Origin of the sequence: Eisenbergiella tayi, from assembly GCF_001881565.1 — a bacterium.
Taxonomy (GTDB): domain Bacteria; phylum Bacillota; class Clostridia; order Lachnospirales; family Lachnospiraceae; genus Eisenbergiella; species Eisenbergiella tayi.
This window is the reverse complement of record NZ_MPDJ01000004.1, coordinates 72440-85279: the sequence shown is the minus strand read 5'-3', so window position 1 is coordinate 85279 and position 12840 is coordinate 72440. Positions and strand designations below refer to the sequence as shown.

Below are 12840 nucleotides of genomic sequence, written 5' to 3'. Positions count from 1 at the left end.
ACAAGATGGTGTAAAATAGGAGGGAAATGTTGTTTATGGGAAATTTATTACGGAATTGGGAAGGACTGTTGCGGAAATGAGTTTTAAAGAAGATGTTTTTGCTAAGGTAATTACCTATATTACTATCGCGGTGTTGCTGGGAGCGATGCTGGTGGAGGCGTTTGTTATTTATACGGAGCGCAGTGAAAAAAAGGATCTGGAAACAAGGCTGACGAGTGCCCAGGAGACGGTAGGGAGTCTGTCTCAGCTGAATGTCAGTCTGCAGAAGGAGAATCAGGAGCTTCAGGAGTTTAAAAACAACTGGGAGAATCTGGTGATTGTGGCGGATGATGAGGTTTGTCAGGCGCTGCGTGAGGATCTTTACGCCCGGCCCGAACTGATACCGCAGGAAGCAATAGAAGATTCTTTTGCCCCGGATATGGAAGAATTGTCTGAAGGAGGAAAGGCAGACGATACTTCTTTGGAAGAGCTTCTTGAAGAGGCGGACTTTGTTTTCCCGTCGCCTGATGAAAAAGAATGGTTCCTTCCGTTGAACCTGGGCAACAAGCCCAGTGTGGAATATCTTTTTTATGCCAGGGCGGTTGACGCGGAGAGGGATCGTTACATCGATCTTTTATATGAGGTGCCTGTAAGGGGAGAGGATGAGAAGCCCCTTACGGATGAAGACGGAGAAATTATCTGGAAATGTATGGCCTATGACGCAGGTCTTGGCTGGCAGATCGTTGCAGAGGAAGAGGAATAGATGAGAACAATCGATAAGATATTCGAAGAACTGAAGGAAATGACAGACGGACAGAGATGGGAAGAGGTGGAGCCTTTCCTGACGGGATGTCTGGACGAAGCACGAGAAGAGGAAAACTACGGTATTTATATAGGAACCGGAAATGAGCTTCTCCGGTTTTACCGGGAAACAGAGCAGTTTAAGAAGGCATTGGATCTGTCGGAGGATCTGTTGCTGCTGATGGAAGAACTTCAGCTGGATGAAACGGAACATTTTGCCACCGTGATGCTCAATGTGGCGGCTGCCTGCCAGGCGGCCGGGAGGGCGGAAGAGGCCCGCCGCTATTATGTCCGTGCGCTGAAAATACTGGAGAGCAAGCCGGAAACGGAGGAGGTAAGGGCGGATATCTTTACGCAGATGGCTCTGCTGTTTATGAACCAGGATAATTATGAAGAAGGGGAGGCCATGCTGAAGCAGGCGCTTCCGCTGTATGAACAGCTGGCGGATGTACAGGAAACAGATCGGGAAAGAGAAATGAACCGTCATATACATTATTCCACCGTGCTGTCAGGGCTGGGAGAGGCTTCTTACCGCAGGAAGGATTATGCGGATGCCCTTTCCTATTATGAAAAAGCCGCCGCTTTAAGCCAGAAATGTTTTGGAGAATCCGAGGGGACCCGGCTCTTAAGGGAGAACTGTGCCTCCATAGCAAGGCAGCTGGGAGACGAAGAGAAATCAGCTTATTATATCGGTTTGAACCGAAAGGAGGAACCGCTTCCTTGAAACATATGTTCAGGCATGGTATAATCACGAAAGCGGATTTTTTACTCATTGCCGGAGTGCTGATCGCAGCATCTGTTATTATAGCCGTACGGACTGCCGGCAGGACGGAAGAAGGCTGGGTGGTAGTCAGCCGTAATGGTGTTGAGGAAGAGAGGCTTTCTCTTAAGGAAGATACCAGGCTCCTTCTCCGGGATGAAGAAGGAAATGAAAATCTTCTTGTCATTGAAGAGGAAAGTGTATGGATAGAAGAGGCGAACTGCCCTGACGGTCTGTGTGTCCGACAGGGGCATATCAGCCATTCCGGAGACAGTATCATATGTCTTCCTCACAAGCTGGTGGTTACGATTGAGGGGACGGAAAAGAATACTTCCGGACCGGACGCGATGGTTAATTAGGGATGAATCATGAAAAAAACGGCTTTACTCAGTATGCTTCTGGCCTTTGCCCTGATTTTGGGCTATGTGGAAACCTTAATCCCTCTGCCCTTCGGCATGCCGGGGATGAAATTGGGCCTGCCCAATCTTGCGGTGCTGATTACCATGTACCGTTTCGGAAATAAAGAAGCTCTTACAGTCAATGCCGCGCGGGTTTTTCTCAGCGGTTTTCTGTTCGGTAATTTTTCGGCCATTCTTTACAGCCTTTCGGGGGCGGCAGTCAGCTTTCTTGTGATGGCGGGCTGTAAAAAACTTTCCTTTTTTTCTGTGACAGGAGTGAGTGCGGCAGGCGGGATCGCCCATAACTGCGCCCAGCTGCTGGTAGCCATGCTGGTGGTGCAGACCAGGCAGACGGTGTATTATCTGCCCTATCTGCTGGCGGCCGGCTGTGTGACAGGCCTTTGCCTCGGACTGGTTGCAGGACAGGTACTGGAGCGGCTTCCGGACGGCGGGCATAAGGCATAAGGATTTCTGTTGTCCGCAGAAATACAGGAAGGCGCAGCGGTCAGGCTGCGCGGATAGGAGAAGCAATGTTTGCATATTTGATCGGCAGGATCGCCGATATTTCAGAAGATAATCTGGTGCTGGAGGTAAACAACATAGGTTTTAATGTAAAAATTCCTTCCGGTATACATGGTCTTTTACCCGGTCTGGGAGAGGAAGTGAAAATACATACCTACACCTGCGTGAGGGAGGATTCCTTTCAACTGTATGGTTTTTTAACAAAGGATGATCTGGACATGTTCCGTCTCCTCATCACAGTTAATGGTATCGGTCCAAAGGGCGGGCTGGCTGTCCTGTCTGTTCTGAGCGCGGATGATATCCGTATGGCTGTGCTTTCGCAGGATGCCAAAACGATTGCCAGGGCTCCCGGAATCGGCGCCAAAACGGCGCAGAGGGTAATTCTTGATTTAAAAGACAAGGTTTCTCTGGAGGACACCTTTGTGGCGAAGGAAAGCGCCGCCTATACGGAAAGTCTTTCCGGCCTGACGGAAAGCAGAAACGAGGCTGTGGAAGCACTGACTGCCCTGGGCTATTCTGCTACGGAGGCGCTTCGTGCCGTGAAGAAGGTCGAAAACGCGGAAAGTATGGACGTAGGGGAACTGCTGAAAGCGGCCTTAAAGCATATTTTATAGGAAGAGCCTGAGTATGGAATGCCAGCTTCCAGGGAGGGTGTGGAGGAATCAGATGCCAAGAGTGATAGAAACCAATATTACGGAAGAAGATATCCGGATGGAAGGGACCCTGCGTCCTCAAAGCCTGGATGATTATATCGGTCAGGAAAAGGCGAAACAGAACCTGAAGGTTTATATAGAGGCGGCAAAACGACGGGGCGATGCCCTGGATCATGTCCTGCTTTATGGGCCTCCCGGCCTGGGAAAAACTACCCTTGCTGGCATTATAGCCAATGAGATGGGTGTGAATATGAAAGTGACCAGCGGCCCGGCAATTGAAAAGCCCGGAGAGATGGCCGCCATCCTGAATAACCTCCAGGAAGGGGATCTGTTGTTTGTAGATGAAATCCATCGTCTGAACCGTCAGGTGGAGGAAGTCCTTTATCCCGCCATGGAGGATTATGTCATTGATATTATGATCGGGAAGGGCGCTTCCGCCCGTTCCATCCGTCTCGATCTGCCTCATTTCACGCTTGTGGGGGCAACCACGAGAGCCGGGCTGCTTACGGCGCCCCTTCGTGACCGTTTCGGGGTCATACACCGCCTGGAATTTTATACGGTGGATGAATTGAAGAAAATAGTCATTCATTCGGCCAGGATTCTGGATGTGGAAATTGATGAGGGCGGGGCCGGGGAGCTGGCCAGAAGAAGCAGGGGAACGCCCCGACTTGCAAACCGGCTTCTGAAAAGAGTGAGGGATTTCGCCCAGGTCCGCTTTGACGGAGTTATAACAAAGGATGTGGCGAATCAGGCGCTGGATCTTCTGGATGTGGATAAAATGGGGCTGGATCATGTGGATCGCAGCATGCTGGATACTATCATTTACAAATTCAGCGGCGGGCCGGTGGGGCTGGATACCCTCGCGGCGGCCATCGGAGAGGATGCGGGCACAATCGAAGAGGTTATCGAACCGTATCTGCTGAAAAACGGGTTTATTAACAGGACTCCGAGGGGTAGAGTGGTGACGGAATTGACCTATCATCATTTAGGGCTTGAAATTCCGGAGTAGTTTGTCTATAATTAATTCTATATAAAATGAAAATACAATTTCCGGATATTGTATGAAGGAGCAAATGAATGGCCGTTAAGACAGATACAGAAGTGATCATAGGTGGCAAGGTATTTACTCTGAGCGGTTATGAGAGTGAGGAATATCTGCAGAAGGTGGCCTCCTACATTAATAACAAAATGTCAGAATACAGTAAGCTGGACAGCTTCCGAAGACAGCCGGTGGACAGGCAGAATGTCCTGCTCCAACTGAATATTGCGGATGATTACTTTAAGGCCAGAAAGCAGATTGCACTTTTGGAAGAAGATATCCGGGCCAAGGAAAAGGAACTGTATGATTTAAAGCATGAGCTGATTGCTTCTCAGATCAAGCTGGAAAATTCAGAGAAGTCTCTGAAAGGCCTGCAGCGTGATTTGAATGAAAGCTCTAAGAAAATCATACGTCTGGAAACCGAACTGGCCGACAATAAGAAAAAAGGAAACGGGGATCCCAGACAGAAATAGGGACTCGTTTTTATAAGAGAATATGTTTACGGATTCATGTGTATAAAGGCTGTCTATAAAGGACAGCTTTTTTATATCCGTATCTTTGTCAGGGAAAGGAAGACAGATGGAAACAGCTACGAAAAAACCGGAATTACTGGCGCCCGCAGGAGACTATTCCTGTTTCAGGGCGGCTTTAAAGGCAGGAGCCGATGCTGTCTATATAGGGGGACAGAAATTCGGTGCCAGAGCTTTTGCGGGAAATTTCAGTGATGAGGAAGTCGTGGAAGCGCTGAAAGAAGCGCATTTCTATGGGAAAAAGCTTTATCTTACCGTAAATACACTGCTTAAGCAGGAAGAAATCAAGCAGCTTCCGGATTTTATGGAGCCTTTTTATAAGGCCGGGCTGGATGGCGTTATTATACAGGATATCGGGGCTCTTTCCCTTCTTGGAAACTGTTTTCCCGGACTGGAGCTTCACGCCAGCACACAGATGACGGTTACCGATGTGAGAGGGGCCGTATTCCTTCAGAAGCTCGGGGTATCCAGAGTGGTTCCCGCAAGGGAGCTGACTCTGCCGGAGGTGGAGGCCTTATGCCGTGAAAGCGGTATGGAGGTGGAGGCCTTTATTCACGGGGCCATGTGCTACTGCTATTCCGGACAATGTCTGTTCAGCAGCCTGCTGGGCGGGCGCAGCGGCAACAGGGGAAGATGTGCCCAGCCCTGCCGCCAGCCATATCGTATCCTGACAGAAAAAGCAGGAGATGAATGCTATCCCTTAAGCCTTAAGGACATGTGTACCATACAATTCCTGCCGGAGCTGATCAAGGCCGGCATCGATTCCTTTAAAATTGAAGGCCGGATGAAAAAACCGGAATATGTGGCCGGTGTCACCAGTGTATACCGACGCAGGATAGATTCGTTCCTGTCTGATCCGGAAAATGACAAGGGGGTTTCCGAAAAGGATATGCATATGCTTTCCTCTTTGTATATTCGGAGCGAAATCAGCGGAGGCTATTATTACCGGCATAACGGAAAAGAGATGGTGACATTAAAACAGCCCGGATATGCGGGCTGTGATGATGAGGTACTGCGTGCGGTGCAGACGGAGCTTCTGGATAAGGAACTCTCTGTCCCGGTAGTGCTGAAGGCTTATCTGCACCCCGAAGCCCCCCTGCGTCTGGAAGCCTGGATAATGGGAGAAGCGGAGCACGAAGAAGACGGCGCTGCGGCCGGCTCTTCCGTTGCCCTGGAAGGGCAGATGGTGCAGACGGCATCTAACCGACCTCTCAGTCCGGCCGATGTACAAAAGCAGCTGGGAAAAACAGGAGGGAGCGGTTTCCGGGCGGAACGTATCCTGCTGGATATGTCGGATCAGGTTTTTCTTCCGGTAAAGGCGCTGAATGAAGCCAGGAGAGAAATACTGGAGCAATTGAAGGAAAAACAGACAGCAAAATGGGAGCGGCATGAAGAGATTTCCCGGACGCCTTCCTGCGGGAAGGAGGACAAGGAATCCGGCCGCCCGGAGGAAAGGAAACAGACACGGCTGTATGCTTCCGTTCATAATGCCGCGCAGCTGGAAGCCTGTATTCAGGAAGGGGCGGAAAGAATTTATCTTTCCCATTCCTGTCTGTACGGCATGACGGAAGATTTTCTGCGGAAGGCCGGAAAAGAACGGACAGGTTCCGAATGGTTCCTTTCCCTGCCCGTAATCCTGCGCAGAGATGACGAGGGACGGCTTGCGAAACTGGCGGATGTTTTGAAAACTGGTATTTTTGACGGCGTACAGATTTCTTCCCCGGGCGGACTGCAGTGGCTGGAGGAAATCGGCTGGCAGGGGAAAGTGGCTCTGGAGCACCGGGTATATGTATGGAACAGGGAAACCTATGATTTCTGGGAGAAACAAATAGATACCTATTGTGCGCCTCTTGAGCTGAACCGGAGCGCTTTGTTTGAATTACCGGGAGAAAAACAGGAAATCCTTGTATATGGGAATATACCCATGATGGTTACTGCAAACTGTATCAGGAAAACTGCCGGCGGCTGTCTGAAGGAAAAGGGAAAACGGGCGGCTTCGGAAAACATGGTCCGGCTGCTGGACAGGTACAGGACAGAATTCCCCGTGGAGACTGACTGCGGCTATTGTTATAATATTATCTATAATTCCGTCCCGATTTCCCTTCATGCTTATCTGGGAGAAATTGCGGAAAAGAGAGTGGGCGCGGTCCGGATGGATTTCCTGGAGGAGGATGCGGCGGCTGTCCGGGAAAGGATTGCTGTATTCCGCAGGCTTCTGAACCGGAAGAAGGGGAATGAGGAACCGCTGCCGGATATCAACTGGAAGTTTACTACAGGACATTATAAAAAAGGAGCCAAATGACAGGCATGGAGCAGTATATTATTGTCTATTCCAAGTACATAATCACTCTGTTTATGCTCTTGTATTGCGTTCTGGCTTTTTGTCGGACCTTTTCTGCAGGATGGCGGGGCCATAAGCTGGATAATATACAGGGCATTCTCATTTTTCTGATTCAGTTTGTCGCTTTTTTGACTATCTGTGTGGAAAAAGGGGATGTGGATTATCTGTTTTTCTATGCCATATCACAGATCGTCATTTTTTCCTCCATGATGATATTCTCCATGGCATATACGGGCATCAACAGGCTGCTGGTAAATAATATGTGCCTGCTTCTGGGCACCGGATTTATCATCCTGACCAGGCTTGATATCGCTAAAGCAGGCAAACAGCTGTTGATTGCGGCGGCGTCCCTGGCTGTCAGTATGGTGGTGCCGCTGTTTATCCGCCGGATCCGGTTCTGGAAGGATCTCACATGGGTTTATGCAGGCATCGGGATCACGGCGCTTGGCGTCGTGCTGATTCTGGGACAGGTTACTCATGGCTCAAAGCTGTCTTTCTCTTTGGGAGGGATTACCTTCCAGCCTTCGGAATTTGTAAAAATCCTGTTTCTGTTCTGCATAGCCGCCATACTCTGGGAGGATTCCTCCTTAAAAAATATAGTTATCAGCGGAGCGGTGGCAGCCGCCCACGTGCTCATCCTCGTTCTGTCAAAGGATTTGGGGAGCGCTTTGATATTCTTCGCGGCGTATGTATTCCTGGTGTTTTTTGCAACGGGTAAAATCAGATACCTGCTGGCAGGGGGAGCCGCCGGGTGCGCGGCCTCCTATCTGGCCTTCCTTTTGTTTTCCCATGTTAAGGTAAGGGTGCAGGCCTGGCAGGATCCCTGGAGCGTAATCGACAACCAGGGCTATCAGATTACCCAATCTCTTTTTGCCATGTCCCGGGGAAGCTGGTTCGGGCTTGGAATAGGGCAGGGGACTCCTAAAGATATTCCCTTCGTGGAAACGGATTTTATTTTTGCCGCCATTACGGAAGAGCTGGGAATTGTATTCGCCATAGGGATTATCCTCATATGCATATCCTGCTTTTTCATGATCCTTAAAATTGCGGGTGCTTCATCGGATCCGTTTTTCCGTCTTGTGGCCTCCGGTTTTGGAGTAATGTATATTTTCCAGATTTTCTTAACCATCGGCGGAGGCACCAAATTCATACCTCTGACAGGCGTGACCCTACCCTTGATCAGTTATGGAGGAAGCAGTGTTATGACAACCCTTATCCTGTTCTCCATCATTCAGGGAATCTGGCTTCGGGAACGGGATACAGAGGAAAAAGAAGAACGAAGGCGGCTGAAAACGCCAGGATATTATGAACCATATGAGGATGAGGAGCCGGAAGAGGGAGAATTTGAAGAAGAAGACTGGGACGGGAATGAGCATGAAGAAGAATACGACGACGACCTTGAATAAAACAGCGGCAGCAAACCATAAAAAGAAATCGTCCGGAATGGGGAAAAGAAAGCAGAATAATTCAGGGAAACAAAGAGTTTCCGGAAAGCAGGGGTCTTCAAAAAAGAAAAGTCCTTCTAAGAAAAAAAGGATTCAGGACGAGAATTTTTCTGAGGAAGAAGATAAAATTTATGATTTCCGGAAAGGAAACAGGAATCTGATTGGAAGCGCCGTATTTTTCTGCTGCCTTTTTGCGGGCCTCATCACCTATTTATGCGTATATGTATCTTCCAATTCAGAAGCATTGTTTAACAACAGTTATAACAGCAGGCAGAGCGTACTGGCAACGAAAAATACCAGAGGGACAATTTATTCCTCCAATGGCGATATTCTGGCGCAGACGGTGAAGGGCGAGGATGGAAAAGAAGTGAGGAACTATCCTTATGATAATATGTTCGCCCATATAGTCGGCTATTCCACAAAGGGGAAAACAGGCCTGGAAAGCCTTGCCAATTATTATCTGATCAATACCTCTGCCACAGTGGCCCAGCAGGCGGAAAATTCAGCTGCGGGCCGGAAAAATCCGGGAAATAATCTGTATACCACGCTGGATATGAATCTTCAGCAGACGGCCTATAATGCCATGGGCATTTATAAGGGAGCGATCGTGGTCATGGAGGTGGATACGGGAAAAATTCTGGCCATGGTATCCAAGCCTGATTTTAATCCTAATGAAATCGCAGATATCTGGGACAGTGTGACTTCTGATAAAGAGAATTCCAGTCTGCTGAACAGGGTTTCCCAGGGAGTATATCCGCCCGGTTCCACCTTTAAAATCGTGACGGCGCTGGAATATATCAAAGAAAATCCCGATACGTGGAGAAGCTACAGCTATCAATGCAGCGGCAGTTTCACACATGGGGATAATACCATCCGCTGTTATCATGGCAGCAAACATGGACAGGTCAGCTTTGAGCGTTCTTTTGCAAAATCCTGTAATTCTTCTTTTGCCAATATAGGTATGTCCCTGGATAAAGCGGAATTCATAGATACGATGCAGAGCCTGCTGTTTAACCAGGAGCTTCCCATCGATATTCCCTATTCCCAAAGCCATGTCCAGCTGACGCAGGACAGCGATGATGAGGATATGATCCAGACGGTTATCGGCCAGGGCAAGACGCAGATCACGCCCCTGCATCTGTGTATGATCACTTCGGCTATTGCCAATGACGGGATTCTCATGCGTCCTTATGAAATGGAACGCATTGAAAGTGCGGATGGAAAAATAATCAGGCAGTTCCAGGCCGAGGAATACGGAAGTCTGATGTCACCCGAAGAAGCTGCCGTCCTGCAGGAATTAATGGCGGACGTAGTGGAGGAAGGAACCGCATCCAAGCTTTCCGGGTTATCCTATACAGCCGCGGGAAAGACGGGATCTGCGGAATTTAATGCGGTAAAAGCGGATTCCCATGCATGGTTTACCGGCTTCGCGCCTGCGGAACATCCAGAAATAGCCATAACAGTAATTATAGAAGGAATAGGGTCCGGCGGCGACTATGCCGTACCTATTGCCAAAAGAGTTTTGGACGCTTATTTTGATCCCGGGTTTTAAGGAGGCCCCTTCTCTGTCCAAATTTATGCTTGCCTTACCTAATCTTTTGGGATATACTTGAACTAGTTTATCATGTATATGCTGTCGCAGGACAGCATTCACACCTAACAGGAGGAATTGCAATGATAGAAGCAACTAGCTGTGGCGGTGTGGTTATTTTCCGTGGGAAAATATTGCTTTTGTACAAGAATTTCAAGAACAAGTATGAAGGCTGGGTATTGCCCAAGGGAACGGTAGAGGCAGGAGAGGAATACAAGGATACAGCGCTCAGAGAGGTCCTTGAAGAAAGCGGTGCCAGGGCATCGATTATAAAGTATATCGGAAAGAGCGAGTATACCTTCAATGTGCCGGAGGATACTGTGGACAAGGAGGTTCACTGGTATTTAATGATGGCCGACAGTTATTACAGTAAACCACAGCGTGAGGAGTATTTTGTTGACTCAGGATTTTACAAGTATCATGAAGCTTACCATCTGCTGAAATTTGCAAATGAGAAGCAGATTCTGGAAAAAGCGTACCATGAATATCTGGAACTGAAAAAGAAAAATTTATGGGGAAACAAAAAGTATTTTTGAGATTTCCCGGTTTTTGCCGGGAATCTGTTTAAAAGGGAAGGTGAGGCGGAATGGACGAATATTCCATGCCGCCTTTTTATTCCCGCGGGCAACGCGGCATCAGGTGTTTGCACAGATTTTGATTAATAAAAACGGTTAAATCGGCTCATGAATGAATAAAACAGGTAAAATCAGGCAAATTTTAAGATAACGGTTCCATATGGGCTGCCTGAGGAAAGAAAGTGATAGGCACAATGAAGTTCTACAGACATCTGTATGTCAGCGACAGTATCCGCAATCTGGAAAAGGTAAAGTGGAAGCTGCGCCATAATGCCGGACAGATTACTATCTATATTATTGCATTGGCAAAATCCGATGATCAGCTGGATATTTTTCACTGTTCTCTTTTGCAGCAGAGATTTTATGACAAAAAGGATCTTTTTGTGGTGGGTCTCGCCTCCGGTTATGGAGAAGCGGTTGATATGGTAGTGGCTTTGACGGAAAAGGTGGTGGCCGAGACGGGCGGAGCGGATATTAAAAAATATATCATGGATCACAGGTAACAGGAGCTGGACAGCCTATGGGAGTAGTAATAAGCATTTTAAAAATACTGGGCATTATCCTGCTCATCATACTGGCCGTTCTGATTCTGGCCCTTCTTGTTGTCCTTTTTGTCCCTGTCAGATACCGGGCGAAGGGGGAGGTGCCGGCAGAGGGCAACCCGCACGGCATAGTAAGGGTGACATGGCTTCTGCATCTTGCCAGCTTTCGGCTGGAATATGATTCCGGTAAATATGAAAATTCGTTTCACTGGGATTTCAGGATTCTGGGAATTCCATTCCGTCTGAAACAAAGGGCGGCAGTACCTAAAAAGAAAACGGAAACGGCGGAAGAAGAGGCGGATACGGCAGGAAAAGAAAAAACGGAAGGGAAAGGAATCCCGGAAGGAAAAGAAAAAACAGCGGTTCCCGTACAAACCCGGAAGGAAGAGCCGCAGGTTTCCGGACAAAAGCCGCCGGACGGGGCCGGTACGGTTCCCGGCAGGGAATCCCGGACGGAGCAGACAAAGGATTCCGGAGGGCGGGAAAAAGAAAAAGCATCTTTTTTCACCCGAATCTGTATTAAAATCCATGCCTTTTTCGATAATCTTAAGAAATCATTTCAGAATATCAGGTACACAATTACCCGGCTGTGTGATAAAATAAAGCGGATCCTGGATAATCTGGAATATTACAGGGATATTTTAAGCCGGAAGGACAGCCTTCTGGTGATAGGCAAAGTAAAAGGACAGGCAGGAAGGCTACTTAAGCATGCGCTGCCTAAGAAAACAAATGTGAATTTTATCGTGGGAACGGGTGATCCGGCATCCACGGCCCAGATTCTTGCCATACATGGAATATTATATCCTGTGATTGGCGAGACTGTTCATATCAGTCCTGATTTTGAAGAGGCCCGTCTGGAAGGGGATTTTGATATCAGGGGAAGAGTGCGGATCGCCGTGGTGCTTGATGTAGTGCTCCGCATTATATTGGATAAAAAGACCTGGAGATTTATCAGGCAGCTTAAAAAGGAGGAAATGACAAATGGCAGATAATAATAACGGTATCAATTCGGTGATGGAGTCTCTTTTGAAGGGCGCCAATGCATTGATGTCTACAAAGACGGTGGTGGGAGAGGCGACAAAAATTGATGATACCATTATTGTCCCCCTTGTTGATGTGAGCTTTGGCGTAGGGGCCGGCGCAAGCCGCAACGGAGGCAAGGATGGGGGAGCCGGCGGGCTTTCCGGAAAAATGACGCCGAGCGCCGTCCTTCTTATTAAAAATGGACAGACAAAGCTGGTGAATATCAAGAACCAGGACAGCGTAACCAAGATTCTTGATATGATTCCGGATCTGGTAGATAAATTTACCACAAAAGAAGAGCCTATGATGAGTGACGAGGATGCCGAGAAAGCGGCGTTCCCGGATGAAGATGAGGATATTGTGGACTGATTCTTTTAAGCAGGAAAGGGCTGCCTGATTTGTACAGCAGAGTGAGTGTTGTACGAATCGGACAGCCCTTTCCTGCATATGATAATAGTAAAGCCGGCAGGAGTAAGCAGATGCGTGACGTGTGGAAGTTAGTGGGAATTGTTGTATTCAGCATCGCCTTTGGTATGATCCTTACGGTTCTTATTTCCAACAGGCTTGCCAGCCTGATTGTGGCAATTATCCTGCTGCTGGTAAGCTATAATGTTATTTTCTGTGAAAAATAGGATAGCAGA

15 protein-coding genes are annotated in these 12840 nt (G+C 48.3%); all 15 read left to right on the top strand.

Annotation, left to right across the window (positions count from 1 at the left end; all coding sequences use genetic code 11):
- Window positions 1–76: 76 nt before the first annotated feature.
- On the top strand, window positions 77–742 hold the full coding sequence (locus BLA28_RS15020; protein WP_069158031.1) for a hypothetical protein: 666 nt from the start codon (window positions 77–79) through the stop codon (window positions 740–742).
- On the top strand, window positions 743–1504 hold the full coding sequence (locus BLA28_RS15015; protein ID WP_069158030.1) for a tetratricopeptide repeat protein: 762 nt from the start codon (window positions 743–745) through the stop codon (window positions 1502–1504).
- Window positions 1505–1509: 5 nt separating this feature from the next.
- A complete protein-coding gene (locus tag BLA28_RS15010; RefSeq protein WP_069158613.1) occupies window positions 1510–1899 on the top strand; it encodes a NusG domain II-containing protein in 390 nt (129 codons plus the stop codon).
- Window positions 1900–1908: 9 nt separating this feature from the next.
- Window positions 1909–2403, top strand: a complete 495-nt coding sequence (locus BLA28_RS15005; protein ID WP_044963848.1) for a Gx transporter family protein — start codon at window positions 1909–1911, stop codon at window positions 2401–2403.
- Between the two features lie 65 nt (window positions 2404–2468).
- Window positions 2469–3074, top strand: a complete 606-nt coding sequence (gene ruvA / locus BLA28_RS15000) for a Holliday junction branch migration protein RuvA (RefSeq protein WP_044963850.1) — start codon at window positions 2469–2471, stop codon at window positions 3072–3074.
- 52 nt (window positions 3075–3126) lie between these two features.
- Window positions 3127–4122 (top strand): Holliday junction branch migration DNA helicase RuvB, encoded by a 996-nt coding sequence (gene ruvB, locus BLA28_RS14995; protein WP_069158029.1) that lies wholly within the window; start codon window positions 3127–3129, stop codon window positions 4120–4122.
- Between the two features lie 68 nt (window positions 4123–4190).
- Window positions 4191–4625 carry a cell division protein ZapA gene (zapA, locus tag BLA28_RS14990; protein ID WP_009252652.1) on the top strand — a complete coding sequence of 145 codons (435 nt, stop codon included), beginning with the start codon at window positions 4191–4193 and terminating at the stop codon, window positions 4623–4625.
- A gap of 106 nt (window positions 4626–4731) precedes the next feature.
- Complete coding sequence (locus BLA28_RS14985; protein WP_069158028.1) at window positions 4732–6984, top strand: peptidase U32 family protein; 2253 nt, start codon at window positions 4732–4734, stop codon at window positions 6982–6984.
- Window positions 6985–6989: 5 nt separating this feature from the next.
- Window positions 6990–8429 (top strand): FtsW/RodA/SpoVE family cell cycle protein, encoded by a 1440-nt coding sequence (locus BLA28_RS14980; RefSeq protein ID WP_242880615.1) that lies wholly within the window; start codon window positions 6990–6992, stop codon window positions 8427–8429.
- The gene (locus BLA28_RS14975; RefSeq protein WP_242955487.1) at window positions 8368–10020 is read left to right on the top strand and encodes a peptidoglycan D,D-transpeptidase FtsI family protein; all 1653 of its coding nucleotides are present in this window, start codon (window positions 8368–8370) and stop codon (window positions 10018–10020) included. The genes BLA28_RS14980 and BLA28_RS14975 overlap by 62 nt, the downstream gene beginning before the upstream one ends.
- A 122-nt stretch (window positions 10021–10142) precedes the next feature.
- Complete coding sequence (locus BLA28_RS14970) at window positions 10143–10595, top strand: NUDIX hydrolase (RefSeq protein WP_009252656.1); 453 nt, start codon at window positions 10143–10145, stop codon at window positions 10593–10595.
- A gap of 233 nt (window positions 10596–10828) precedes the next feature.
- Entirely contained in the window at window positions 10829–11137 is a 309-nt protein-coding gene (locus BLA28_RS14965; RefSeq protein ID WP_069158026.1) for a hypothetical protein, read from the top strand.
- Window positions 11138–11154: 17 nt separating this feature from the next.
- The gene (locus BLA28_RS14960; RefSeq protein ID WP_069158025.1) at window positions 11155–12168 is read left to right on the top strand and encodes a DUF2953 domain-containing protein; all 1014 of its coding nucleotides are present in this window, start codon (window positions 11155–11157) and stop codon (window positions 12166–12168) included.
- A complete protein-coding gene (locus BLA28_RS14955; protein WP_009252659.1) occupies window positions 12158–12568 on the top strand; it encodes a GerW family sporulation protein in 411 nt (136 codons plus the stop codon). The genes BLA28_RS14960 and BLA28_RS14955 overlap by 11 nt, the downstream gene beginning before the upstream one ends.
- Window positions 12569–12678: 110 nt before the next feature.
- Window positions 12679–12831, top strand: coding sequence for a hypothetical protein (locus BLA28_RS33770; protein ID WP_169897254.1), 153 nt, complete (start codon window positions 12679–12681; stop codon window positions 12829–12831).
- Window positions 12832–12840: the final 9 nt, after the last annotated feature.